Raw genomic sequence first — 25195 nt, 5'->3', positions numbered from 1 at the left:
GAACAGCGTCGGTGCCCCGGCGCTGTTTTTGCATTTCCTTCCGTATCCATGCCAGATCCACGCCGCATCCTCATCACCGGAGCCAACGGTACGCTCGGTCATGCGACCGCCCGATATTTTCTGGAGAAGGATGCTGCATGCCAGGTCTTCCTGGGCGTGCGGGAGCGGCGGGAAACAGCGGCGGCTTTGGTGGCGGCCTTTCCGGACCGCGCCTTCCTCTGCCCGCTGGAGATCACCGATGCGGAATCCTGGACAACGGCCCTGGCGCAGATCGAGGCCGCCAGCGGCCCGCTGTCGGTGCTGATCAACAATGCCGGGTATCATGACGATGCTCTGCTGGCCACCATGACGCTGCCGCAATGGTCCGGCGTGCTGGATGCAAACCTGAACGCCGTCTTCCTGGGCTGCCAGGCCGCCATGCAGCCAATGATGCGGCAGCGCTGGGGCCGCATCATTAATATCGCCTCCCTGAGCGCTCTGCACAGCCCGGCTGGCCAAACCAATTATGCCGCAGCCAAGGCCGGCGTGCTTGGCCTGACCCAAAGCCTGGCCAAGGAAACCGCCCGCATGGGCATCACCGTCAATGCCATCTGCCCAGGCCACATTGAGGGAGCCCTGCCGGCGAACTGGAGCGAAGACCAGATCAAAGCGGTGAAGCGCGAGACACCCATGCGGCGATTTGCACGGCCTGAAGAGATCGCCGCCGTTGTTTTCTTTCTTGCCAGCCCGGAGGCCAGCTATATGACTGGCGCTTCCTTAAAACTGGACGGCGCACTTGTCTGAAACCTGCTAATTCTTTCCTTTTTCCCTTTCACGAATGAACCTACGCCAACGCATCAAAGAAGTCATGGCCAGCGAGCTCATGCTGGAAGTCAGTGCCGAAGAAATCGCTGACGAAGCCCCGCTCTTTGGTCCTGAAGGCATCGGACTGGACAGTGTCGATGCGCTGCAACTGGTGGTGGCCATTGAAAAGCACTTCAAGCTCAAGATCAGCGATCAAAACAAAGCCCGCGAGATCCTCCATAGCGTGGACAGCATCGCCAAGGCGATTGAAGAGGCGGGTCTGGCCTGAGACACTCCGGGCACATGAAGAAGGCCCTGCTCATCCTGCTCAAGATCGGCATCACCACGGTGCTGCTCTGGATGATCTTCCGTGAGCACCGCTTCACCGTGGCCATCCTGCCGCATCTGAAGGCCATGCTCACCCACTGGGACTGGACGCTGGCGGGCCTGGCCCTGGTGGGTCTTTCCTGCTGGTTCCACTCCCTGCGCTGGCAGGTGCTTCTTATCGGCCAGCAGCATCCTGTTCCGGCCGCGACGGTGCTGCGGCTGACCTTTGTGAGCAACTTCTTCAACATCACCTCCCTGGGCGCCGTGGGCGGCGATGCGTATAAGGCCATCGCTTTGCTAAAGCGGCCGGGAGCGCGTAAACTGCCGATTATGGTCTCCATCATGCTGGATCACATGCTGGGAATCTACGGGCTGGCCATCCTCTTCCTCGGCTTTGGCTGGGCCTTTCGTGACCGGCTGGAAAGCTACGGTCCGGAGGTGCATGCCATTGTGAAAGGCTTCACCTGGTTCCTGGGAGGCTCCATTTTCGGTATCACCCTCTCTGCCATCTCCTTCACCCCCCGCCTGTATGGCTGGGGGGAAAGGCAGTTTCCAAAGCTGCTGGGCTTTCCCCCCTTAAAAGACTTTGCCCAGGCCTGTGATGCCATCCGGCGATCCTGGGGCTGCTCCCTGCTGGCCATTCTCCTTTCGGCCCTCATCTTTGCCGCGCATTTCCTGTCCTTTTACTGCGCCATCTTTGCCGTGGGCGGCCAGGCTCCGCTGTGGGAGGTCATGGCGGCCATGCCCATCGTGGATACCGCCGCCGGACTGCCCCTTTCCGTCTCCGGCCTGGGCGTGCGTGAAAAGACTTTTGAAACCCTCATTCATGCCATGACCGGCCTGCCCGAAGCCACCGCTGTCTCAGCATCCCTGGCCGGGTGGCTGATGATGGTGGTCTGGGGCCTGTTTGGCGGTCTCCTCTTCATTTGCGGCACTCATCCTGCTGAGTCACCTACGCCCTCTCCCCCCTCTGACGCTTGAAACCCCGCATCGCGATCTCCCTCGGTTCCTCCTTTCTTGGCTTTGCCACCCACGCCGGTTTCATGGCGCGCCTGCATGACCTGGGAATACGCCCGGTCGCCGTTGGCGGGTCCTCCGCCGGGGCCATCACCTCCGGCTTATACGCCGCCGGGGTCTCGGCCGAGAACATCCGCAAGGTGGTCTTCGCCCACCGTTTCCGCCGCTCCTTCGTCCGACGCACCCCCTGGCTGACGCACTACATCCGGAATACCTTTTTTGAATCCAACATGGGTGCCTTCAAGACCGACGGCGCAGTGGAATACCTCAAGAAGGTGGTGGGAGATGTGGACATCAAGGACCTCAAAGCCCCCAGATACATGGCGGCCGTGAGCAACCTCGAGACCTGCAAGACCCACTTCCTGACCAGCGGACCACTGGCGCATGTCATGATCGCCAGTTGCTGCATCCCGACGGTCTTTTCACCGATCACCATTGATGGCATGGCCTGCTTTGACGGGGGTGTGGCTCATGAGGCCCCCATTGATCCCTGGCTGGAACAAGAGGACATTGACCTCATCATCATGCACCGTGTGACCCACACACCGAGTGCTGCGCCGAAACTCTTCCCTTTCAATCTTTTCCACCTGGCCTCAAAGGCGCATGAATGTGCCAGCGAGCAGCTCCAGGAATATCGCGTCCGCCTGGCCGGCCTGCATGGCAAGCAGCTTCTCACTGCACGCACCGTGCATTCCCGGCCGGTCACCTTCTCCGGCAGCCAGATGCCCAATTATTATGCTGCCGGTGAAGCCGAGGCGCAGAGGCTGTATGACACCGAATTGAAGCACCTGTTATGAGTCGCCGGAGTATAGCTCCGCGAGTTCACGGAGGAGCTTTTCCAGATCGGCATAGTAGGCGTCTTCATCCATCTCAGCACGTTTGCCTTTGAGGACTTCAAGTTCGCGCTCCAAAGCATCGCGCTGATGTCTTTGCGCATCGGTGAGGCGCATCTCTTCTTCACTCAGGACGAGGGCAATCTGGGCGGCGCGGACACCGTCGGCCTTGGGGTCGCTGGCCTTGACGCCTTCGAAGACCTCGGACCGGGTGCCGATGCCGTCGCCATTGTCCTCGATGAGGGCATGTTCGGTGGCGAGGCGCTCTTCCTGCTCATAGAACTCGGCCACCTTCTTACTGGCATGCAGAAAGGCTTCGAGGAGGGAGACTTGCCTGTCCTGGTCCAGGTCGGCTTCGGGCAGACCGGCGATGGCGGGAGCAAAGAACTCGCCAAAGCGGGTGTAATAGATTTCATCGGCCCCTTTGGTGGCGCTGATGACGACTCCGTTTTTACCTAACAAAGGTTGCATAAAGGCAGCGCTGGCGGAGGCGGTCTGGATAAAGACAAGCTCACGCTGGATGGGGCGAAGCCAGTCGCCAAGCTGGCGGGCGGTGATGTCGGGGCCGCGCAGGTTGAACTTGGCCTCGCGGCCGTCAAAGGTGCCGTGGCCAATCATGACGAACCAGAACTGGCCAGTCTTGGCGGTAACGGCTTTCTTGAGGGCGGACTCGAGTTGCTTGAGGTCGTCTTCGTCCTTGTCCTGGCCGATAATGTTGAGCTTCACGCCCGCCTTGGTGCTGGCGTCCTTCCAGGCGGTAACCTGGGCATCGAAAAGCTTGGCATACTGGTCTTCGCCAGGGGTGCCGACGACGAGGAGGATGTCGAGATCACGCGCCTGGAGGGGGGAAGCAAGGCCTAACAAAAGGTTAAACAGGCAAAGGAGAACGGGCCATTTCATTGGATTGGTCATACCATGCCTCCTTTGCGACGAAGATACCATTCGAGAGTAAGGAGGGTGAGGACGAGGGCGAAGATCCAGGGGGTGTGCCAGAGGGGCTTGGTGATGGTTTCCTCGACGGGGACACGGATGTTTTTCAGCAGGTCGGGGAGAGAACTGATGTCTTTGAGAAGGAGCTTCTGGCCGCCGGATTCCTGGGCGATGCGGTCCATCCAGTCGTTGCCGGGTTTGACCGAGGCAAACTCGGCGGTGAGGGGGTCGTGGACCCAGCCGGTAGCTTTGGCACCGAGGATTTTATCAGCGGGGAGCGTGTTGTCAGCGGTAGATTCGACGGTGGCGGCGGCGCGATAGGGGCCGGAATCGCGGGGGAAAAACTCGGCTTCAAAGAGGCCGGCTTCTTTGAGGCTTGGCTCGGCGTAGAGGGTGGAGGGTTTACCATCGGGGCCGGTGACTTCGATCTTAACCATGGCATCGTCCTGGGCGCGAAAGGAGCGGTCGCGGACGCGGACTTCGAGCTTGATGCGGCCGTCCTCGGGAGTGCTGACGATCTGGATGCGGTCCGGGACATCCACGACGAGCCAGCGCATCATCTGCCGCCAGGCGCGCTCCAGGTCTTTGGCTGTAGTTTCATCGCGCATGCCCCAGCGCCACATGTCGGCGATCATCAGGGAGGCGACACGGCCTTCACCAAAGCGCTGGGCGGCGAGGGCGGGCAGGGAATCATGTTCATCACCGCTGACGGTGGCCAGGACGCTGGCTCCGGGCTTGATGGAGAAGGTCTGGTTCACGGATTGGAAGCCGGGCATCTGGGCCAGGCGCTGCTCGTCCTCCTCGCGCCCAGGACGCAGGCGGGTCCAGGGTTCCAGCCAGCCTTCACGGGTGAGATTGAGGCGGCCATTGGCGAGGGCAGGAGACTTGCTGATGCGGTCCAGATAGACGGGGAGCATGCGGCCGACGGGGGTGTGGTCGTATCCGCCAGCCTGATAGTTTTCCTGGCCGCCAAGCATGAGAAGAGCACCGCCGCGCTCGCTGACGAAACGCTCCATGAGGTTCATCTGTTCCTGGGTGAAGAAGGCGGCCTCGAGGTCGTCAATGATGATAGCGCGGTATTCGCCAAAAAGCTCTTCGGGGGATTTGGGGAAGCCGTCGCTGAGCTCGGCGGCATCGCGGGTACCGAGGCGAATGAGCACAGGCTGGTCATAACGCTGGGCCTCCCCCTGCTGGCCGAAACCGCGAAAGAGGGGATTGCTGGTTTCGCCGGTGCGGCCGCGCCATTCGAACTTGGGCTCGCGCTTGGCGATGCGGATGAGGGAGGGGAGCTGAATTTCGTCATCGCCCATGAGAGCGCGGCGGAGGAATTTATACTCCCAGTTAGGTCGGCCGGAGATGTAGAGGACGCGATAAGGACCGGCCCCACGGTCAATGGCGAGGTGGCGCTCGTTGTTGGCGAGCGTGGCTTCTTTGGAAAGGGTTTTCCATTCGTCCTTGGCGACCTTGGCTGCCAGTCCTGCCTCCATGACGGCGAGGCGGTAGAAGGAGACGCCGGGCCTGACGGCGGGGACGCGGAGACGGACCACCTGCGTGGTGTCATCTTTGGTTAGGCGGAGCTTTTCGCTAACAACGGCGCGGCCTTCTTCATCCAGGACGCAGACGGCGATGTCCTTGCCTGCGAAACCCTGACCGGCGACCTGGGCAGTGATGGTGACGGGGGTGTCTTCAAAAGAGGTCTGGGTGATGGTGTGGCCGACGATGTGGAGATCTGGATCCGGGGCGGACTCGCCGACGAGAACGGGGAAAACCGGGATGGAGGAAGAGGCTTCCTGGGTGGCCGCGATGTCGGTGGGGGAGCCGTCGGTGATGAGGACGATGGCGGCGACGCGGCTGGCGGGGCCGCCGCTGCGGAGGGTGCTGAGGGCGCGGTTCAGCTCGGACTTGGTGCCGGTGAAGCTGAGCTTGGAGAAGTCGGCGACGCTTTGCAGACGCTCATCAGCAAGCTGGGTCTTGACTCGGAACATGAGGCCGAGTTCGTCGAGCCAGGACGGCGGGGTGGTTTCGTCAGCGCCGAGGGCTTCGCGCATCTGGGCGGCGCGGGTGGGGCTGCCTTGTTTTTCGGTGAGGTTCAGGGAGGCGCTGTTGTCGGCGACGAGGATGACTTCGTTCTCGCCGGTCTTGGGCTGCTTGCGGGACCAGACGGGATCGGTCAGGCAAAGGGCGAGGATGGCCCAGGCGGATGCTTTGCAGGCAAGGGCGGCCCAGCGGGTGGGGCCGCGAAGAGGGGAGCGGCGGTAGCCGATGTAAAGCAGGACCAGCACGACGGCCATGAGGCCGAGGGAGAGCCAGAGGCGCTCAGGGTGCTGGAAGGTAAGGGTGGGCATGGGGAAATGGGAAAAATCCGAATGACGAATGACGAAGAGGTAGGTTTTTGAACCACTAATGCTCAGCAATAGGCACTCATGGATAAGTCTGATGTTTGAAATATTAGTGCTTATTGCTGGGCATTAGTGGTTTAATGAAGGTTTGGGGCGGTGTTCCGCGGGACGCAGAACTCTGCACGCGAGACGCGCGCGCTCCAGGCTGGCGGGTTAGTTGCCATTGCCGAGTTCTTGGTAGTAGCGTTTCACGAGTTCGCGGAAGGCGGGGGGGACGGGGTCGCGGTCAACAGGGACCATGGGGTTGTTGGTGTCGCGCTTGGCCAGTTCTTCGGCAACGCGGTTGCGGAGCTCGACGAGGGGCTGGGTGATGCGCATGGCGAGGTGGTCAGACTGTGGGGCCAGGTTGTTGCGCTGGTGGTCAATGCGCATGGCGCGGGCGTTGTCGAGGACCTTGGCGGCTTCGTTGCGCAGCTCGGGTTGGTTAAGGAGCTCTTCAACGTTGCGGAGGCGGTCGGCCCATTGGTCGTACCCTTCGCCGGTGAGGGGGCTGGGGTTGGGTTGCTCGGCGGATTCATCGAAGAAGAAGGAGCCAGGGCTGCGGCGGTCATCGCCGCCCCCACCGCCAGCGTTGGGAAGGAGGGAGCGGCGGCGGTCGTCACCGCCGGGACCACCTGGATTGCGGTTGGCGGTGGAGGGGCCGCCGGAAGGGGAATTGGAGCCGGGGGATTGGGACTCGCCGGGCTGGCCTTGGCCGGGGGATTGGCCAGGTTGTTGGTCATCTTCGTTCTGAGCCATTTGACCTGGCTGCTGGCTCTGCCCTTGCCCTTTGCCTTGGCCTGGTTTGGTGCCTTTGCCTTCGGTGCCAGATTCCCCTGGCTGCTGCCCTTCGCCGGATTGGGAGGAAGGTTGACCTTTTTCGTTTTGGGCCATTTGGCCGGGTTGCTGGCCCTGGCCCTGGCCCTGGCCCTGGCCTTGGCCTGGCTTTGTCCCTTTGCCTTCGGTGCCGGATTCGCCTGGCTGCTGCCCTTTACCGGGTTGGGAGGAGGGCTGACCTTCTGCGTTTTGGGCCATTTGGCCGGGTTGCTGGCCTTGGCCTTCACCGGGCTTTGTACCTTCACCTTTTTCGGCGGGTTCGCCGGGTTGGCCTTCTTTATTGGACTCGCCGGTGGAGGCTTGGGTTTGCTGGGAGTCGGTGGGTTGAGGGGTGGATCCGGGGACTTCATTGCGGACAGGAGTGTCCGCGCTCCTCTCGTAGCCTTGGGCTTCTTCGTTGCGGGCGAGGGCGTCTGCGGTCTTCTCTGAGCTTTGGCCAGATTGCGTCTGCTCGGATTCGATATCTTCGATGAGTTTGTCGAGTTCGTTGCGGGCGAGGCGGAGGGCTTCGGTCTCGCTGCCGAGGACGCTTTCGGCGGCTTTTTCGACGTTCTTTTGGAGCTGCTCGACGGAGGTGGTGGCTTTGCGCTCGGCGTCCTGGGCATCGGCGCGGTTGCCGTAGCGGGACTGGAGGCGCGCTTCTTCGAGGTTTTCTTCGAGGCCGCTGGTCTGGGCATCGCGGACGGCCTCATAGAGGCGGCGATGAAGGAGAGGGTTGTTACCTTCGGCCTGCTCGCTGATGCGGCGCATGTTTTCGAGGAGGTCATTGACCTTGGTGGTCTGCTCCTCGATCTGGCGGGCGACCTGGCTGCCATCGAGCATTTTTTCCAGGGCGCTGCTGGTGTCGGCGCTGGGCTCGGTGGTCTTTTGGTTTTCCAGGGATTCGCTGATCAGCTTTTGGCTTTCGGCGACTTCGCGGGCCTGCTGGCGGACCTGTTTCATTTCATCGCTGAAGCGTTTGGCGGTCTTTTGTTTGAAGTCCTCCTGCATCTGCTCGAGGTCGCGCTGGGCGCGGGTGGCAGCGTTGGCGGCATCGGCAAGCTGCTGTTCTTTGAGCTTTTCGGCCGCATCCATAACCTGCTCGCGGGTCTGCTCGAGCTGTTCTTTGGCCTCGGCCATGTTGGTGGCGTTTTCCGGGGACTCCATGCGCTCCTTGAGATCATCCACATCGCGGAGGAGCTGCTCCTGCTCTTCCTGAAGACGCTTGAGCTGGTTGGCGAGTTCTTCCTTTTCCTCTTCGGTTTTGGCTTTCTCGATCTGCTTTTGAAGCTCCTTCATCTTCTCGGCGAGGGCTTCCTGGCGGCGGGCGAGTTCTTTGAGGCGATTGAGGACCTGGAGGTTTTCCTGCTGCTCGGCGGTCTGCTCCGGGGTGGCCTGTTTTTCCTGTTCGTAGCGCTCCTCGTCCTGCTTGAGTTCGAGGTTCATGAGCTGGTTCTGTTTGGCCTGCTGGGAGGCGCTGCTGGACTGGCTGGGCTGCTTCTGCCGCATCACGCGGTGCTCGCGGCTCTGGGCGCGGTGGAGCCACTCGAGGGCGCTCTGCTCAAAGGTAAGGGCCTGGTTCAGCGGGGTGCGTTTCTTTTCCGAGGCTGCCTGCTCCAAGGGATCTAGGGCATCCTTCATGCTTTTCCAGGCCTCGGTGAGGGCGGTTTTGATCTCCGCGTCTTCCACCTCTTCCATCGCCTCCTTGGTCTGACCGAGGGCGAGAGTCTGGGATTCCTGAACGACCTCCACATCCGGGGCGGCGGCCTCCATGACGCGGCCGGCAGCGGTTTCCCGGACGAGGCGCCAAGTGGCATTGACGATCTGTTTTTGGAGCTCGACGAGCTTGTCGGTCTCGGTCTTTTTATCGGGCATGCCGGGCTGCGGCGGCGGGGCTTCGGACTCGCGGAAGATGTCTTCAAAGTGGCGGACGTCAGCAAAAAACATGTCGCTCATGGCGCGGCGGACTTCGCCCTGGGGTCCGGTATCCTCCGCCCAAAAATGGTAACTGACGAGCTGGCGTGGCTCAGCGCTTTCGTGCTCGAGGGCGAGCAGCTCTTTCACGTCCTGCTTTTTGGCGGGCTGGGTGGTGCCGTGTTTAAAAACGACTTCCTTGCTCTGGCCGGCGAGGCTGAAGCTGACGCCACTTTTGGTTACGCCGAGATCGTCCCAGACTTTCGCTTCGACCGGAAGCTCCTGGATGGAGGAGACCTGGATGTCACGCTTGGGGAAGACGATCTCGATTTTGGCAAGCTGGTTGGCCTGGACTCTGACACTGAGCCAGGGCGGATTTTTATTGGCGCGTTCCTTGTCATCCACGAGGTGGAGCCGCCATTTTTGGGATTTTTCCGCCTTCATCGTGGCGGTGAGGATAGTGGGGTCTGTGGGGGAAGGCGTGAGGGGGAGGATGGTTTTGTCCTCGCCAAAAAGCTCCGCGTCCTTGACGGGTTTGTTGACCTTGAAGGTGAAGGCGAGGTCGCTGCCTTCCATGGCGGTGACCTTGAGGGTGTTCTTGATTTCTTTGGGCGGCAGGCCGGTGTACTCAGGCGGGGTGATGACAACATCGGCCCGCTCCAGCGCGGGATAGACGAAGGTGGTGATGGTGTGTTCCTGGGATTTGCCGGGGCCGAATTCGACATGGTAGCGGGCGTCTTTGTCCACGCGGGCGATGAGGGCACCGAAGACCTGGCCATCAATGGTCAGGCGCATGGGGATGCGCTCGCGGACAGTGACCTGGCCATTGGCATCGGACTCAGGTTCGGTAACAACGAGGGTGGCCTCGGCGGGGACGTCCTGGGCGAAGGTGGCCTCAACGATGAGGCGGGAGCCGCGCTCGATCTCGGTATCGCCGGGGGTGAGGGTGACAGAGAGATTGGGGGCGAGAGGAGATGGGGCGGCTTCTTTGATATTGTCAGCCATTTCGTTAGGCTGAGGCTGATTGTGGACCTGAATCCAGCGGTGGTTCATGAAGAGGAAGGCATTCACCCACAGGAGAAGACCGAAAAACATGAGGCGGCGGAAGAGGCGGGCGCGGGAACGCGTGAGGGAGGAGGTCCAGTCGTGGCTGGCGGCGTGATCGGTGGCGGCGGAGATGACGCGCTGCTCAAGGATGTTGAGGTCCGGCTTGTCCAGGAGGCCCTCGGCGGTGAGCAGGAGGCCGTCCAGGCCAGGGTGGGCCCGCTCTAGGGCGCGGGCGACGGAGCGGCGCTGACGGATGCGCCGGGTGATGAAGAAAGCGATGCCAGCGGCGATGGGGATAGGGACAAGGAGGAGCCACCAGGGGGCGGTGCCGGACATCCACGGGAGGGCGCGAACCTGCCAGCCAATGAGAAAGCAGGCGGCGGCAGCGAGGACGTAGATGAGGAAGTAACTGAAGGAGGTGTGCGCGCCCCGCCAGCCGCGGTGAGCGGCCTGGAATTTTTCTTTGAGAATCTGTTGTTCGATCATGGCGGGGATTCAGTTTACAGTTTTCAGTCTTCCGTTTTCAGGCGTCAGACTGCAGGGCGAAGAGGGGGCGGGCGGGGCGGTTTTTACAGGATTAGCAGGATTTAGGGAGTTTGAATGCCGACGGATCGTCGGCACTCCATGGCGCTCCGCGTAGCTGAGGTTTGAAATATTAGTGCTTATTGCTGGGCATTAGTGGTTTTCAGATCTGGGCTTCAGAAGGCGCGACGCAGATGTCTTTATGAATACGTGGGCTGGGGGGTGGATTGGCGGATTCTTCCAGAGAGCCAGGTCTCGAGGGCGAGGATGGCGAGGATGGCGGTGAGGAGCCAGAACCAGGCGCGCTGGCGGCCTTCCTGCTCAGTGGTGGCCAGGCGCTCGCGGTCTTCGGCGGCGGTGGGGGAGGCAGGATCCAGGGCGGAGGTGGATTCGAGGCGGACGCCGAATTCGAGAAGTTTGTCAGGCTCTAAGGGGGTGACCCGGGTTTCTTCTGGGGGGAGGTTGACGGCGATGAGGCGGGGGGGCTCGGACTGGAGGGTGTAAAGCCCAGGCGCTTCGGCACGTGGTGCGAGACCATCCGGCAGAGTAAGGGGCTGGCCATCGGGTTTCATGATCTGGGTTCCGGCTTCTGCTGGAAAGACATCTCCTACTAACAAAGAAGCGGTCTGTTCGTTGCGAAATCCGGCGGCTTCGAGCCAGCCGTAGAGGAGGGGGACGAACTTGGTGGAGAGGGCGAGCTGGCTGTCGGCGGGGTGCCAGCCGCTGGTGAGCAGGATCAGGGTTCCCTGCCCTGGCGAGGCGGTGAGGATGGCGGGCGTACGATCATCAAAACGGGCGATGACTTTCAGGAACGGAGCGGCGGCTTCGGTGAGTTCCAATGGGCGGTGTTTCCAAAACCGGAGCTTGGTGAAGTCCCGCAGGCGCTCATCAGCAAAGGGGCGGAGCAGGGGGTGGGCGGTATCGACTTCGGCCAGCATGAGGTAATCCTGGGCGGGGGCGGGCTGGCCGAGGGTGATGGAGGTGGCGGGAGCGGAGGTGAGGGTGCTAAGGATGGCGGGCGGGGTGGCAGTGACATCCACGACGGCAACGACCATGCCACCTTCTTCCATGAAACTGCGGAGGGCCTGGGCCTGCGGAGGCTGAAGCGGGGTGCCGGAGGTGAAGACGATGTCGGTTTCCGCCAGGGCCGTGGGGGTGAGGGCGGTGGCGGAACTAACGGAAAGTTCGGGAACGAGAGTGGGGGTCTTTTGCAGGGCACGGCTGAGGTAGAAGAGAGGGGAGGCGGCTTCGTCGCGGGTGGATTCATCCCCGATGAAGAGGATGCGGACCGGACGGGGCTGCGGGGGGGTGATGAAGACGCGATTGTCAAAGTCCCACGCATCCCCGGTGAGGAGGAGGCTGCGGGCGAGAGATTCATCCGCAACGGGCGGGGCGGCGAGGATGCGGGTGGCACCGGGGGGAAGGTATCCGGCGAGGGACTCAGCACCGCCTTTTTCCCAGGCCAGGGTGAAATTGGCGGCTTTGGAATCGCGGCTATTGGCGAGGCGGAGGCGGGTAACGGGGCGGCGAGGTGTGGAAGTGGCGGAGGCTGCGGGGAGTGCTGTGTCAGGCGGGGTGGCGTTGTCATCCTCCTGGTTATCCTCCGGGCTGGTGGCGGCGAGGGAGAGGGAGAGGTTGTCAGAATCCGGGGCATCCAGGCGGTGGAGGGTGACGGCGATGGTCTCCGGCCAGACCTGACTGCGGAGGGCATCCAGGCGGGTGCCTTCCTGGAAATCGGTGAGGATGATGATGCGCTTTTTGAGCCCTGCGAGGCCGGGCTGGCTGGTGAAGCTGGAGACGGCCTGGACGAGGGCGAGACCGAGGTCGGTGGAGGACCAGCCGGGGGCGGTTTGCTCCAGACGTTGTCTGGTCGTGGCGGTGCGGGTGCTGGCGGATTCGGCGTCCTCGGCAAAGGTCCAGAGGGGGGTGAAATCGCGGTCAAAGGTGGCGAGCGCGATGCGGTCGGTGGGGGTGGAGGCGGCGAGCAGGCGGGCGGCTTCGGTCTGGGCGCGTGGCCATAGATCGCCGCGCTGCATGGAGGCGCTGCGGTCCACAAGGATGAGGGTGGCGTGATTTTGCCCCACGGCGGCGGTTTCCTCCCCCCGCCAGAGGGGGCGGGAGAACATGAGGGCGAGGAGGATGAGGGCGAGGCAGCGGAGAAGCAGGAGGAGCCAGTGCTCCAGGCGGCGCTTGCTGACGGGCATGGGGGTCTGCGCGTCCAGGAACATGAGGGAGCTGAATTCGACACGGTCCTGCGGCGGGCGGCGGCGCAGGTGCATGAGGATGGGGCCGATGATGGCGGCGGCTCCGAGGAGGTAGAGAGGGAAGAGCCAGGTCATTTAATGACGAATGACGAATTCAGAATGACGAAAGGGAGGTGGGCGAAGTGGGAGGCTGGGGTGGGGAGGGGATGTTTTTACGGGATTAACAAGATGACAGGATTGACGGGATTTTGGGGGAGGTTTTGAGGGAGGACGAGAGTGGTGTGGACTGGAGGATCTCTATTGAGGACAAGTCGGACGCGGCGCAGCGCGTCCCTACCCGGTGATCATCGGCGGGGGCCTCCTTTTTTGCGGGCGCGGGCGGAGAGGAAGTCGAAGAGGACGGACTCGAGGGGGGTGTCGGTGGGGGTCCAGTGGTATTCGATGCCCTGGCGCTCGCAGGCGCGGCGGATGAAGTCGCGGTGGACGGTGAGGCGGTTGAGGTAGGTGTCGCGGGCGGTGGCGGGATCAATAAAGCGCTCGGTGCCGGTTTCGGCATCGCGGAAGTGGGCAGACTTTTCGAAGGTGAAGTCAATTTCGGCGCGGTCCATGACGTGAAAGAGGACGACGTCGTGGCCCATCGCGCCTAACCAGCCGAGTTGTTTTTCCAATTTGTCCACGGGGGCGAGGAGGTCGGAGACGAGGCAGATGAGGCCGCGCTTGCGGACGAGGTCGGAGAGCTGTTTGACACTTAGGTCCAGGGAGGTGGCACCGGGTGGGGCGGGCTTTTCAAGCTCCAGCATGAGGCGGCGCAGGTGGCCGGGGCGGTTGCGGGCGGGGATGTGCTCCTGCAGGGTCTGGCCAAAGGTGGTGACGCCGACAGCATCCCCCTGCTGCATGAGGAAAAGGGCCATCGTAGCGGCGAGCGTGGCGGCGTATTCCGCCTTGGTCATGGGACCGGAGCCGAACTGCATGGAGCGGCTGTGGTCCACGACGAGCTGGCAGCGAAGGTTGGTCTCGTCCTCGAATTTTTTGATGAAGGTGCGGTCGCTGCGGGCCAGTACTTTCCAGTCAATGGAGCGGGGATCGTCCCCCTGGACATAAGCGCGGTATTCGCTGAACTCGACAGAGAAGCCGTGGTAGGGACTGCGGTGCATGCCTTTCCAAAGGCCCTCGACGATGACCTTGGCCCGCAACTCCAGGGAGCGGATGCGGGCGAGGGCGGCGGTATCGAGGTGGGAGGGCATGGGGGGGATTAATTCCGAATGACGAATCCTGAGGGGGAGGGCGGAGTGGGGAGAAAGATTTTGCTGTTATTTTGATATGCGTTGCCAGCCGGCGGGAAGGCCTGAGGCGCGACAGGTGAAGACAGGGATGCCTTTGGCAGAACCAAGACTGGCCAGGGATTCGAGCTTTTGGGTCTCTTCTTCGGAATACGAAGTGGGATGGGTGGTGACGACCCAAATGCCGTTGGCCTGCGTCTTTTTTGGCAGGCCTTCCAAGTGAGTAATGACCTCGTCGGCTGTCTTTAAAGCAGGTTTGCTGCGATCTACGGTGAAACCACCGTGCTTGCCGCTCAGCTTGGCCACGCGGTCTGGTAGCATGTGAACGGAAAGGCCTTCTTCACGGACAGGCTCGACAGCGGCAAGGCCTAGGGTAAAGAGGGAGATGACAAGGAGGAGCATGGTTTTCATGTTCTCTATTAAGGTATCTGAGCACTTGCCAGCCGGGGGCGTTTTCACTTCAGGGTTTCCAACAACCGGTCAATCACCTTTCCTACCGTCACCCCTTCCGCCTCCGCTCGGTAGTTAATGAGGATGCGGTGGCGGAGGACTGGGTGGGCCATGGCGCGGATGTCTTCAAGGGTGACGTGGGCGCGGCCGTGGAGGAGGGCGCGGGTTTTTCCGCCTAACACGAGGCATTGCGAGGCGCGGGTGCCGGCACCCCAGGAGACCCATTCATTGACGAAATCCGGGACGCCGGGGCGGCCGGGACGGGAGGCGGCGGAGAGCTTCACGGCGAAGCGGGCGACGTCCTCGGCAATGGGGACTTTTTTGACGACGCCGTGGAAGGCCTGGAGCTGGGGGCCGTGGAAGAGGCGCTGGACGGGCTCGGGCTTGCCGCCGGTGGTCCGGGTGACGACGGACACTTCATCATCCTCGCTGAGGTAATCAATGACGATGTTGAGCATGAAGCGGTCGAGCTGGGCCTCGGGAAGGGGGTAGGTACCTTCCATCTCGATGGGGTTTTGGGTGGCGAGGACAAAAAAGGGCTCGGGCAGGTGGAGGGTGTTGCCGGCGACGGTAACCTGGTGCTCCTGCATGGCCTCAAGCAGGGAGGCTTGGGTCTTGGGCGGGGTGCGGTTGATCTCGTCGGCGAGGATCATGTTGGCGAAGACGGGGCCGGGCTTGAAGACGAGCTTGCGGCCCGTGGGGGAGTCTTCCAGGATCTCGGTACCGGTGATGTCCGAGGGCATCAGGTCCGGGGTGAACTGGATGCGGTGAAAGCTGAGGTCGAAGACATCGGCGACGGTCTTAACCAAAAGTGTCTTCGCGAGACCTGGGGCACCGGTGATGAGGCAGTGCCCGCCGGAGAGGAGGGCGATGAGCATCTCATCAATGACCTGGGTCTGGCCGACGATGACTTTGCCGACCTCGGCAATGATCTTCTCGCGGGCCCCGGCGAGGGTCTCGATGACTTCCTTTTCTGTGAGGGCGGCGACGGCAGGAGGGGAGTCGGTGAGATCAGACATAAGCGCTGTTCTATCAAACAGCCTCAGTCATGCCAAGCTATCGCGGGGTTTGCGGGAAAATGGATTTGGCGGAGGCAGGCGGGGGCCTGAGAGCGGGAGGAGGGAGGCAGACCGGGGCGTCCGCGCTCCGCGTGAGAGGGCTCCGAGGTTGCGGGAGAGGAAGTGCGGGATCGTCTGGCCTAACGTTGCAGACAGGAGTGTCCGCGCTCCTCTCCAGGGCGTCGTGACGCCAGGGGGCTTTGTTTTGGTTTGCGGACGGGGGCGTCCGCACTCCGTTCAGACTCAGCAGGCGGGGTTGACGAGGGCGGGGCCTTCGGTGAGGCGCAGGCAGGCCATGGAGCTGGCTTTGATCTGGAAGGGGACGCTGCCTTCGATGAGGCGGGAGCCGGGCTCCAGAAAACCGGGAGAGAGGCTGGTATCAAAGACGAGGCCCCAGATGGTCTCGGGGCTGCCGGGCATAAGGAAGTTTTGGGGGCGGTCGCCGCGATTGAAGAGCAGAAGAAGGGGCGGGGTGCCATCCATGAGAGCTCCGAAGAAGGCGCGGCGGGGGTCGTGCCATTCTTCATGGCAGAGGAGGGTGGCATCGCCTTCCAGCCAGGTGACGTCAGCCAGGTTGCTGGTGGGATTGATCACGCCATCGAAATAGCGGGTGCGGCGCAGGCTGGGCAGCTCTTTTCGCAGGGCTATAATGCGGCGGGTGAAGTCGAGCATTTCTTCATCGCAATGGGCCCAGTCCATCCAGCTCAGGTCATTGTCCTGGCAGTAGGCGTTGTTGTTGCCCTTTTGGGTACGGCCGCGCTCATCCCCCGCATTGATGAAAGGAACGCCGATGGAGGTCAGAAGGGTGGCCATGAGGCTGCGGCGGAGGCGGGCCCGGAGATTGTTCACCCGAGGGTCCTTGGTGGGGCCTTCGACGCCGCAACTGACGCTGTGGTTGGCGTTGTCGCCGTCGCGGTTGTCCTCGCCATTGGCTTCGTTATGCTTGCTGGCGTAGCTGACGAGGTCCAGCAGGGTGAAACCGTCGTGGCTGGTGAGGAAGTTGACGGTGCTCAGGGCGGGGCGCTGGTTCCAGCCAAAAACGTCCTGGCTGCCACAAAAGCGCTTGGCAAACTCAGCGGTGGAGCCTTCATCGCCAGCCCAGAATTTGCGCACAGCATCGCGATATTTGCCGTTCAGCTCACGCCAGGGCTCAGGGAACCCGCCGACCTGGTAGCTGTCCATGCGGAAGATGTCCCAGGGCTCGGCGATGAGCTTCACCTGGGAAAGCACGGGGTCCTGGGCGACGGCGGCCAGGAACTGGGAATTGATGTCGAAGTTATCGTGCTGGTCGCGGGCGACGGTGACGGCAAGGTCAAAGCGGAAGCCGTCCACATGCATCTCGGTGACCCAGTAGCGGAGGCTGTCCAGGATGAGACGAAGGGCCGCGGGGGTGGAGGAATCCACGGCATTGCCGCAGCCGGTGATGTTAAGGTAACTGGCACCGGTTTCTTCAAACGCGTGACGGTAATACAGGCGGTCATCCAGCCCGCGAAACATGAGGGTGGGGCCGCGTTCGTCGCCTTCGGCAGTGTGGTTATAAACGACATCCAGAATGACCTCCAAGCCGGCAGCATGGAAGGCTTTCACCATCTCCTTAAACTCACGCACCTGGGCGGCGGGATCCGGGGTAGAGCCGTATTCATTGTGCGGGGCAAAGAAGCCGATGGTGTTGTAGCCCCAGTAATTGGTCAGCCCTTTGTCAATGAGAAACTGGTCATCCAGGTGCTGGTGCACAGGCAGGAGCTGGACGCTAGTGATGCCGAGGTCCTTGAGATATTCGATGACGGCGGGCTGGGCGAGGCCGGCATAGGTGCCACGTAGTTTTTTGGGGACGTGGGGATGCTTTTGGGTGAATCCTTTGACGTGCAGCTCGTAGAGCACGGTCTGCTGCCAAGGGATGCGCGGGAGGTCATCGCCCTGCCAGTCAAAGGCAGTGTCCACCACGGCGCATTTGAGGGCTTCGCGACCGTTGTCGTGGGCTCCTGGAAGTTCATCCGGGCCGCCATTGCCCAGCATGGCGGTATTGCCTGCGGGATCGCCGACAATGGCGAGGGCATAGGGATCCAAAAGGAGCTTTTGGGGATTGAAGCGGTTGGCGTGCTCCGGGGTCCACGGGCCGTGGGCGCGATAGCCGTAAAGCTGGCCGGACTTGATGCCGGGGACAAAGGTGTGCCAGAGGTCGCGCTCGCCCCGCCACATGCGGATGCGGGCGGTCTCGGTGGTGGGATCCGCCGGATCATACAGGCAGAGATCCAGATGGGTGGCGTGACGGGAAAAGACGGTGAAATGCGCACCCTCGGAATTGAGGGCGACACCGGGACGGTTTGGCGCGGGATGGGCCGGGTCGGGAGGCATGGTTATCGTTTCATGGAGCAAGGCGCGGGCCGCTGCATGAGGTATTTCTGGAATGGGGGTTTTCCTTTTGGCTGATGAGGCTGGCATGGAGATTCAAAGTGAAGATCGTGCCGGGCGTGGGCTTTGGACCTGGGAAGGATTGAGGAGGTTGAAAACCAGGCCAAAATGAAGAGTGCCAATCATAGGTAAGGCTGCCTTATGAGGACAAAACAAGGGGGAATGCACCCTGCGGCAAAAAAAGCCTGCATCACCTTCCCCGCGCCAGCCAGACGCCCAAAACCGCCACCACCATGCCGATCAGCGACAGCCCTGTCAGTGTCTCGCCAAAGATGGCCCAGGCCATGAGGGCGGTGACGGCGGGGACGGTGTAAAAGAGGCTGGCCACATTCACAGCGGTGCCGCTGCGAATCAGGTGGTTTAACAGGCTGATGGCCCCGATGGAAAGCACCAGGGCCACCCATAGCAGGGCGAAGACAAACTGACCGGTCCACTGCACCTCCAGCGGCTCGGTAAGAAGGGCCAGGAAGGCGGTAACGACGAGGCTGGCGGCGTACTGCACCACGGTGCTGGTGCGCAGGTCAAAGGCAGGGCAGTGACGCTTCTGCCAGAGGGTGCCGGCAGTGATACCGACAAGGGCAAGCAGGGCGGGAACGGTGGAGATGAAAGTGAGGCCGCTGCCGGTCTTGTGCGCGACGACGAGCACGGTGCCGATGAACCCCAGCGCCAGGCCGCCCCACTGCCGGGGCAGGACACGCTCTCCCAACATCATGCCCGCAAAGGCGGCGGTCAGCAGGGGTTGCAATGAGACAATGAGGCTGACGATTCCGGCCGGCAGGCCTAACCGCAAGGCGTACACACAACCGCTGAGATACAGAGCATGGATGAGCAGCCCGGCAAAGGTGAGGTGCGCCAGCTGCGCCCGCCCCTGAGGCCAGGGAGCCCGAGTCAGCAGGGCGATGGGGACCAGCACCACCAACACGATGATGTAACGCAGCGTGAGAAAGGTGAACGGCTCCGCATAGGGCACGCCCAGCTTCGACCCGATGAAACCGCTGCTCCACAGCAGGACGAACAGCCAGGGAATGATGGCGGCCCAGCGAGGAACTCGGGAGGTGGGCTTCATTCAGCTTTTGGAGTCAGCCCGGCCAGCTTTTTGAGCTCGTCATCGGTCAGGGCGCGGTCATACACCGCCAGTCCACCGAGATGGCCGGCGAAGAAATTTCCCCAAGTGCCACCGCGATGCACGGCCCCGACGGTGAAATCCGCGCCGTCCTTGCCGCCATCGTACAAACCGTCCGGATAGGGGAAGGGATTGTACTGCTCCAGCGCATCCAGCTTTCCATCCACATACACGCGGGATTCACGGCCATTATACTGCATGACCAGGCAAACCCATTTTTTCAAAGGAATCTCCGTAGCCCCGCTAGAGTAGGTGATGCAAAAGTCCTCGCCAGGCGTGGGGCCGCCGATGGCGGAAACGTGGCCGTGAATGCGGTTGGCCAAGGGGTAACGCTTCATCTCATCGGCCTTCGTTCCTCGTGGGGCGTTCAGGAAGAGACAATACTGGCGCTTCTTGCGGGTCTCATCCCACACCCCGGCGATGGCCTGCCAGGAGTCCTTACCCTGGCGCTTGACCCAGGCCACGACGGTCACTTCGGCCCCCTTGCCATGGATGTCCAGAGCGCCGATCTGCGCACGCGGGATCATGAGCCACTGACCGCGCTTGATGTCCGCCGCACCTGGGCCGAAGACGCCGCCATCAGCCCGCAGGATGGGGCCTTTCATCTCCTGCAATGCGTAGGCTCCCCTGCCCTTGTCCACCCGTGGCTGGCCTGCGGCTTCCTGGAAATCCCAAAAGGCCACGAGGCCTTTCATCTTCATGACGGTGGTGGCGGCGGTTTTCTTGGGAGCCTCGCCAGCGGCTTGGGTCACCGCCCGATGAGCCGTCTCCTGAAGGAAGCGCGCGTAGTCTGCGTCCATGTCTTTGGGGATGTAGTGGTTGCCCACAGCGCTTTCATCAAACAGCACTTCATACCACACGCAGGCCCCCAGGTATTCCCCGGCGATGTTGGCATGATGGCCGTCCATACCGAGGGTCTTTTTGCCCTTGGGGTTGTTCTTGGGGGCACGCCAGAGCCAGCCGGTATGCAGGGAATGCTTTTGGTTAGGCAGCTCGGGATACACAGCCTTTTTGAAATCAAAGGCCGTGTCCGGTTGGTAACCCCATTTGGCATCCGTATCCGCCAGGTACAGGGCATCCCCCACCGGCAGGCGGCGGGCACCGAGTTCCTTGGCGATGGCCGCATACGCAGCACTGAGACGTTGATACATCTCGGCCTGTGTCTTTGGCCCGTTAACCTCTTTGTTAGGCTGGGTGAAGCGTGGATCGTCTTTTCGATAGGCCCAGGTCTGGTGGACGAGCAGCTTCGCGGATGGCGCATTCTTTTGGATGATCTCCCAAAGCTGGCCTGCATGGGGCTGATACGTGGCCAGGTCATGGCTCTTGATGCTGGCCTGCTGAATGGTCACATAGTCCCACTTTTCCGCCTTCAGCTCCTGCACCAGGCTGCGGCCATTGGCATACAGCCCGGCCTTGTCCTTGGGATCTTTGGCATGGGCAATGGCCTTTTCCGAATGCAGTTCCAATGAGGCCCCGCCGACGACGATGGGCGTGTGAATGAGCGTGTGCCCACCTGCCTCGGCCAGATCATCCAGGTGGTTGGTCGCATTCCGCGAGAAACTGTTGCCGATGGTCAGGATGCGGACCGTTTTAGAGTCGGCGGCGAGCGCACCTGCCTGTGCCAGCAGGAGGAGCGTGAGGGTGGTGAAAAGAGCTCTCATAGTTGAATGAGAGAACCTCGGGAGAATCGCTGTAAAATCAAGGAAGGCCGATGCGCCAGACCCCGCACCTCACCTGCTTGTGCAGATAGCCACATGTCAATGGCACCCGCAACCGGTGCCGCAGGAACCGCCGCTGGATGAGGAGCTGCCGGAGCTGCTGGCACCACCCATGACACCGGTGCCGCCAATGGGCACACGCCGCACCGGCTGGCCACTGTCCGGATGCTGGGTCAGCGCATTGTCCTTCATGCTCTGGCGGATCTCGAAGCGCTTGGGCAGATCGCCTTCAAACTGGGGGATGGTTTCGTAAACGTAGGTGGGCATGGGGAGGGGTACAGTATTCGGTTTTCAGTTTCCAGTATTCAGCATGATGGGCGTCGTGGGCGCTTCGTCAAGAGGAGGGCATGAGTCCTTTGCGCCAATGGCAGAACGAAAAACGGCGTCCCGGTGAAGGGACGCCGCTGGGATTTAACTGGAGCTGTTGATGGCTTACGCCGATGCGGACTGCTCGTCCATGCGGACGACTTTATATCCGCCGATGGCTTTGAAATAAATCATCAGGAGCAGGTAGATCACCGCCATGGTGAGCGGGATGTACGCATCGGCCTTCAACGTGGCGCGGTCGCCTTGCTGGTCGGCGTCCACGACCAGTTGCTGGGCCGGGGTTTTTTCTTTGGCTTCTTTGGCTTCGGCCAGCTTCTTGCCGTCCAAACCATAGGCCTGGGTGGAGGCCAGATTCAAGAAGGTACTTGGCGTCTCCGCTTTGTATTCGGCATAGATGGCAGAATCAGCCTTCTGAAGGGCTTCCCCTGCGAAGCGGTCCTTGCCGTAGCCGAGACCCGGGCCACCAATCAAACCGGCGGAGAGCATGCCGATGCCGCCCATGATGGACATGGCCACTGCACCCGTCTGCGGATAACGGTCACCCACGACGGCCAGCATGGTGGGCCAGAAGAAGGTCTTGCCCACGGCATAGATGCCCAGGGCCACCAAGGCCATCCCAAAAGTCTGCATGCTGCTGGCCAGATTCAGGCCGACGCAAGCGATGACTGAGCAGGCGAGAAGCAGGCCAATGGGGGAGAGCTTCAGCTTGGTTTCGATCCAGTGAGCGCAGAAGCGCAGGCCAAACATGATGGCGGAAGTCCAGATGAAGAGATATTTGCCCTGCTCAGAAGTGAACAGGTTACCGGTTATGTTCTGGATCCAGCCGTCTGTGCCGAGCTCCACCGCACCGACGAGAGCATGGGTCACAAACAGGATGAACAGCAGGATGGAACCAATGGAGAACTTGGTGATGATGGCGCTGACGATGAGCAGCACCCCGCCGACGCCATAACCAATGGCTTTAGCATTGTCAGGAGCGAAGGCCTTGGCGATGTCACCAAAGAACAGGGAAAGCAAATAGCAGGCAACGACGGCTCCAAGAATGCCCACAGGCTTGAACATCTGAACGAAACTGGCACCTTTTTCAGCAGCCTCGGATTTCGGGAACTTCTGGCCCAGGAACATGATGGCATACAGCGCGGTCGGCACCAAATAGAGGGCGAGCTGCATTTTCCAGTGAAGCTGCATTTTGTCATCCAGCACCCAGCCAGCGACAGAACCCAGCACCATCCCGGCAGGCCAGGAGGCATGAAGGATGTTCAGGTAATGCGTGCGCTTGGTAGGATAAAGAGTGGCCACCAAGGGGTTGGCAACGGCTTCCAAGGTACCATTGGCATACGCAAAGATGAACATTCCCCAAAACAGGAAGCTGTAAGCATTCTCAGGTGTGCTGGCACCAAAGGTCACAAAAGCGGAAACGACGTGGCAGAGAAGGGCCAGGGCAACGAGCTTGCCGTAACCAATTTTATCCACGATCACCCCACCCAGGATGATGCCGAAGCAGAAGCCGCTGAATCCGGCACCGCCGATGGCCCCGAGCTGAGCGCCTGTGAAGCCGAACTCCTTGCCCCAGTTGTCAAAGATGCCGCCACGAATGGCGAAGCCGACGCCGGCGGCGAGGATGGCCATGAATCCGGCCCAGAGGAGCCGGCTGGCGTTGGGTGCGATGCCTTCTGATTTTGCTGACATGTGTTTTTCGGGTAGGTTGGGTTGTTGCGGTTGCTTGAACTGATGATGGAATGAGGGGAACCGGGAATGCCTGAACGTCGGGAACTACCCAGTCCTGGCAGAGGCGGGCTTGTTTTATGAGGGCAGAAGGCGGCTCACAAGGAAAAAAGTGCGCATAATCGTATCAATGCGCGCCAATTTCGACCGGCTTGTATCCGCCCCGGCTGCGGAAATACAGGAAAAGGCCGAGGTAGCAGACCAGCATGAAGCCCGGCAGAATGGCCGTGCGGGCAAAGGTCTTTTTCTTGAATTCGTTCTGGATCGTGGTGACGGTTTTCCGGTCCGCCTCGGGCAGATTTTCCACCGCCTGGGCGTTTACCGAGGGGGCGGAGCCGATAAGATTGGCCATGTCGTTGCCCTTCACCTGCTGATGGATGGCCGGATGCTTGTCTCGCAGGGCTTTGTCAATGTCCGTATCCTGCCAGATGCCCATGAGCGGGGCCCCGATGACCCCCATGCCTAGAACGCCAATGGCGGAGACGCCATTGAGGGATAGGGCACCGCCACGTGGAAACTGCTCGGACACCAGACCGAGGGTGGTGGACCAGAGGAAGGTCTTGCCAAAGGCATACAAGGTGGCCACGGCGACGATGCTCCAGCCAGTGGCCCCCTGCATGAGCAGCAGACCGGCGATGGCGACCCCGGCACTGACGACCAGCAGACCAATGGGGGACAGGCGATGTACAATCGGCCCGGCGAAGCTGCGCAGGATGGTCATGATGACGGAGGTATAGACCAGGATCCACGCGGCGGCCTTGCCCAGCTCCAGGCTCAGCAGGTCGGGCATCCAGGTATCCGTGCCGAGCTCGGTCGTGGCCAGGAAAGGCATGGTGATGAGGATGACGATGAACATGGGCCGCCCCAGGGAGCGGGTATAGCCCCCTGCCGCCAGGGCCACCACGGCGGCGGCACCAAAAACCACGGCCCAGTTTGCCGAAGTGCCCATGGCCTGGTAGATGGCCATGACCAGGAGGACGGTGAACATGAAAAAGCCAAAGGCCCCAAACTCGCCCAACATATCCCGGTAGCTGACACCGGCGGCCACACGCTCATTGACAGGGAATTTTCGCGGCAGGATGAGCAGGGTGTAAATGACCACAGGGATGAGGCACATGCCAAATTTCACCTGCCAGCTCACCTCCATGCCCCCCAACAGCATGGTGAAAATGCTGCCCAGGGCAATTCCAGCCGGCCAGCCCGCATGAAGGATGTTCAGCCACTTGGCCTTGTTTTTACTGAACAGCGTCGCCACCACCGGATTGATGAGCGCTTCCACCGTCCCATTGGCCAGCGCCACGGTGAAGGTTCCCCAATATAAGAGGTCGTTATCCGGCCTGGCCATGAGTGTGAGGCCGATGGCCAGGAAATGGCAGACGATGGCAAACAGCGACGCCACTTTGTACCCGATGCGGTCAATGATGAGGCTGAAAACAATGATGCTAAGCGCAAACGGCCACAGCCCCACACCCAAAATACGCCCCACATCCCCCTGCGAGAGCTGAAAGTCCTTCGCGATCTCCCCGATCAAGGTTGAGCGCACCCCGAACACAAACGACGTGGCGACGAGGGCGATGAAACAGGCCCAGAACAGTTTCATGTCGGGCTGGGTGGCAGGGGAGGAAGATGCAGCAGCAGAATCGGAAGTCATGATCGGGAGAATCGAGTTTGATTACAGGCGAAACGCCAGCCAAGGGCAAGACTTTCCGCATTTTACTGTATGCCAGGCATACAGTTGTTGACTGCGACGGCTTTGATGCTATGCATCGCCTCATGAAGGCCACTCAAACCACTGATCCGCAACGCGATGCGCTGGAGGCGCAGCTCGTGGGCGTGAATGCCAAGACCGCTCCCTATCCTGCCGCGCGCTCCTGGTCAGGCGGACGCAAACGGATCGTCGGCAAAGGCCCTTATGAGAGCTATTGCTACCACGTCATGTCCCGCACCTGCGGTGGCGAGGTCTTCTTCGATGACGTGGAAAAGGAGGCGCTCAAGCGGCTGATGTGGCGGCTCGCAGACTTCTGCGGCGTCAAACTCGCCACCTACTGCATCATGGGCAACCACTTCCACCTGCTGGTGGAAGTCCCCAAAAAAGACCTCTGGCTGGAGCGGTTTTCCGGGCCGCAGGGCGAAGAAAAACTCATGGAGCACCTCGCCATCCTCTACAGCAAAACCTACGTCGGACTGCTGCGGCAGGACCTCGCCGAACTCCGCCGCCAGGGCCTGGAAAACCGCGCGCAGGAGAAGCTCGCCGCCATCAAAAAACGCTTCTGCGACCTGTCCATCTACGTCAAAGAAGTCAAAGAACGCTACAGCCGCTGGTTCAACAAA

The 25195-nt window shown here is 61.4% G+C and carries 18 protein-coding genes; 5 read left to right on the top strand and 13 right to left on the bottom strand.

Annotated features, from left to right (window positions below; all coding sequences use genetic code 11):
* Window positions 1-48 precede the first annotated feature (48 nt).
* The 4 genes from WJU23_RS02840 to WJU23_RS02825 are packed head-to-tail and all read left to right on the top strand — an operon-like array spanning window position 49 to window position 2924.
* Window positions 49-783: an SDR family oxidoreductase gene (locus WJU23_RS02840; protein WP_346331020.1), complete on the top strand. Its 735-nt coding sequence runs from the start codon at window positions 49-51 to the stop codon at window positions 781-783.
* 34 nt (window positions 784-817) lie between these two features.
* Complete coding sequence (locus tag WJU23_RS02835; RefSeq protein ID WP_346331019.1) at window positions 818-1072, top strand: phosphopantetheine-binding protein; 255 nt, start codon at window positions 818-820, stop codon at window positions 1070-1072.
* A 14-nt stretch (window positions 1073-1086) separates the two neighbouring features.
* Complete coding sequence (locus tag WJU23_RS02830) at window positions 1087-2091, top strand: lysylphosphatidylglycerol synthase transmembrane domain-containing protein (RefSeq protein WP_346331018.1); 1005 nt, start codon at window positions 1087-1089, stop codon at window positions 2089-2091.
* Window positions 2088-2924 (top strand): patatin-like phospholipase family protein, encoded by an 837-nt coding sequence (locus WJU23_RS02825; protein WP_346331017.1) that lies wholly within the window; start codon window positions 2088-2090, stop codon window positions 2922-2924. The genes WJU23_RS02830 and WJU23_RS02825 overlap by 4 nt, the downstream gene beginning before the upstream one ends.
* Here the strand turns inward: WJU23_RS02825 and WJU23_RS02820 are convergent.
* The 13 genes from WJU23_RS02820 to WJU23_RS02760 form a co-directional block, all read right to left on the bottom strand.
* The gene (locus tag WJU23_RS02820) at window positions 2919-3860 is read right to left on the bottom strand and encodes a hypothetical protein (protein ID WP_346331016.1); all 942 of its coding nucleotides are present in this window, start codon (window positions 3858-3860) and stop codon (window positions 2919-2921) included. The two genes, WJU23_RS02825 and WJU23_RS02820, sit on opposite strands and share 6 nt — an antisense overlap.
* A gap of 8 nt (window positions 3861-3868) precedes the next feature.
* Entirely contained in the window at window positions 3869-6235 is a 2367-nt protein-coding gene (locus WJU23_RS02815) for a glutamine amidotransferase (RefSeq protein ID WP_346331015.1), read from the bottom strand.
* A 207-nt stretch (window positions 6236-6442) separates the two neighbouring features.
* Window positions 6443-10531, bottom strand: coding sequence for a hypothetical protein (locus tag WJU23_RS02810; protein WP_346331014.1), 4089 nt, complete (start codon window positions 10529-10531; stop codon window positions 6443-6445).
* A gap of 236 nt (window positions 10532-10767) precedes the next feature.
* Window positions 10768-12906, bottom strand: a complete 2139-nt coding sequence (locus WJU23_RS02805) for a BatA domain-containing protein (RefSeq protein WP_346331013.1) — start codon at window positions 12904-12906, stop codon at window positions 10768-10770.
* 209 nt (window positions 12907-13115) lie between these two features.
* Window positions 13116-14015 (bottom strand): DUF58 domain-containing protein, encoded by a 900-nt coding sequence (locus tag WJU23_RS02800; RefSeq protein WP_346331012.1) that lies wholly within the window; start codon window positions 14013-14015, stop codon window positions 13116-13118.
* A gap of 66 nt (window positions 14016-14081) precedes the next feature.
* Window positions 14082-14453, bottom strand: a complete 372-nt coding sequence (locus WJU23_RS02795) for a hypothetical protein (protein ID WP_346331011.1) — start codon at window positions 14451-14453, stop codon at window positions 14082-14084.
* Window positions 14454-14506: 53 nt separating this feature from the next.
* Window positions 14507-15520: a MoxR family ATPase gene (locus WJU23_RS02790; RefSeq protein WP_346331010.1), complete on the bottom strand. Its 1014-nt coding sequence runs from the start codon at window positions 15518-15520 to the stop codon at window positions 14507-14509.
* A gap of 282 nt (window positions 15521-15802) precedes the next feature.
* Window positions 15803-17914, bottom strand: a complete 2112-nt coding sequence (glgX, locus tag WJU23_RS02785) for a glycogen debranching protein GlgX (protein ID WP_346331009.1) — start codon at window positions 17912-17914, stop codon at window positions 15803-15805.
* 247 nt (window positions 17915-18161) lie between these two features.
* The gene (locus tag WJU23_RS02780; protein WP_346331008.1) at window positions 18162-19037 is read right to left on the bottom strand and encodes a DMT family transporter; all 876 of its coding nucleotides are present in this window, start codon (window positions 19035-19037) and stop codon (window positions 18162-18164) included.
* Window positions 19034-20755 carry a DUF4886 domain-containing protein gene (locus WJU23_RS02775; RefSeq protein WP_346331007.1) on the bottom strand — a complete coding sequence of 574 codons (1722 nt, stop codon included), beginning with the start codon at window positions 20753-20755 and terminating at the stop codon, window positions 19034-19036. The genes WJU23_RS02780 and WJU23_RS02775 overlap by 4 nt, the downstream gene beginning before the upstream one ends.
* 96 nt (window positions 20756-20851) lie before the next feature.
* Window positions 20852-21079 carry a zinc ribbon domain-containing protein gene (locus tag WJU23_RS02770; protein WP_346331006.1) on the bottom strand — a complete coding sequence of 76 codons (228 nt, stop codon included), beginning with the start codon at window positions 21077-21079 and terminating at the stop codon, window positions 20852-20854.
* 165 nt (window positions 21080-21244) lie between these two features.
* A complete protein-coding gene (locus WJU23_RS02765) occupies window positions 21245-22828 on the bottom strand; it encodes an MFS transporter (RefSeq protein ID WP_346331005.1) in 1584 nt (527 codons plus the stop codon).
* A 163-nt stretch (window positions 22829-22991) separates the two neighbouring features.
* Window positions 22992-24515 carry an MFS transporter gene (locus WJU23_RS02760; protein WP_346331004.1) on the bottom strand — a complete coding sequence of 508 codons (1524 nt, stop codon included), beginning with the start codon at window positions 24513-24515 and terminating at the stop codon, window positions 22992-22994.
* A gap of 122 nt (window positions 24516-24637) precedes the next feature.
* Between WJU23_RS02760 and WJU23_RS02755 the strand changes: the two genes are divergently transcribed.
* A partial coding sequence (locus tag WJU23_RS02755; RefSeq protein WP_346331003.1) for a transposase occupies window positions 24638-25195 on the top strand: 558 nt, incomplete at its 3' end.

The sequence above is a fragment of the Prosthecobacter sp. SYSU 5D2 genome (genome assembly GCF_039655865.1).
Classification (GTDB): domain Bacteria; phylum Verrucomicrobiota; class Verrucomicrobiia; order Verrucomicrobiales; family Verrucomicrobiaceae; genus Prosthecobacter.
This window is presented reverse-complemented; position numbering and strand designations above follow the sequence as displayed.

Bases quoted from the DNA above. Each gene is read 5' to 3' on its own strand.
- WJU23_RS02840 (WP_346331020.1), top strand. From the start codon at position 49: ATGCCAGATCCACGCCGCATCCTCATCACCGGAGCCAACGGTACGCTC.
- WJU23_RS02835 (WP_346331019.1), top strand. From the start codon at position 818: ATGAACCTACGCCAACGCATCAAAGAAGTCATGGCCAGCGAGCTCATG.
- WJU23_RS02830 (WP_346331018.1), top strand. From the start codon at position 1,087: ATGAAGAAGGCCCTGCTCATCCTGCTCAAGATCGGCATCACCACGGTG.
- WJU23_RS02820 (WP_346331016.1), bottom strand. From the start codon at position 3,860: ATGAAATGGCCCGTTCTCCTTTGCCTGTTTAACCTTTTGTTAGGCCTT.
- WJU23_RS02815 (WP_346331015.1), bottom strand. From the start codon at position 6,235: ATGCCCACCCTTACCTTCCAGCACCCTGAGCGCCTCTGGCTCTCCCTC.
- WJU23_RS02810 (WP_346331014.1), bottom strand. From the start codon at position 10,531: ATGATCGAACAACAGATTCTCAAAGAAAAATTCCAGGCCGCTCACCGC.
- WJU23_RS02805 (WP_346331013.1), bottom strand. From the start codon at position 12,906: ATGACCTGGCTCTTCCCTCTCTACCTCCTCGGAGCCGCCGCCATCATC.
- WJU23_RS02800 (WP_346331012.1), bottom strand. From the start codon at position 14,015: ATGCCCTCCCACCTCGATACCGCCGCCCTCGCCCGCATCCGCTCCCTG.
- WJU23_RS02795 (WP_346331011.1), bottom strand. From the start codon at position 14,453: ATGCTCCTCCTTGTCATCTCCCTCTTTACCCTAGGCCTTGCCGCTGTC.
- WJU23_RS02790 (WP_346331010.1), bottom strand. From the start codon at position 15,520: ATGTCTGATCTCACCGACTCCCCTCCTGCCGTCGCCGCCCTCACAGAA.
- glgX (WP_346331009.1), bottom strand. From the start codon at position 17,914: ATGCCTCCCGACCCGGCCCATCCCGCGCCAAACCGTCCCGGTGTCGCC.
- WJU23_RS02780 (WP_346331008.1), bottom strand. From the start codon at position 19,037: ATGAAGCCCACCTCCCGAGTTCCTCGCTGGGCCGCCATCATTCCCTGG.
- WJU23_RS02775 (WP_346331007.1), bottom strand. From the start codon at position 20,755: ATGAGAGCTCTTTTCACCACCCTCACGCTCCTCCTGCTGGCACAGGCA.
- WJU23_RS02770 (WP_346331006.1), bottom strand. From the start codon at position 21,079: ATGCCCACCTACGTTTACGAAACCATCCCCCAGTTTGAAGGCGATCTG.
- WJU23_RS02765 (WP_346331005.1), bottom strand. From the start codon at position 22,828: ATGTCAGCAAAATCAGAAGGCATCGCACCCAACGCCAGCCGGCTCCTC.
- WJU23_RS02760 (WP_346331004.1), bottom strand. From the start codon at position 24,515: ATGACTTCCGATTCTGCTGCTGCATCTTCCTCCCCTGCCACCCAGCCC.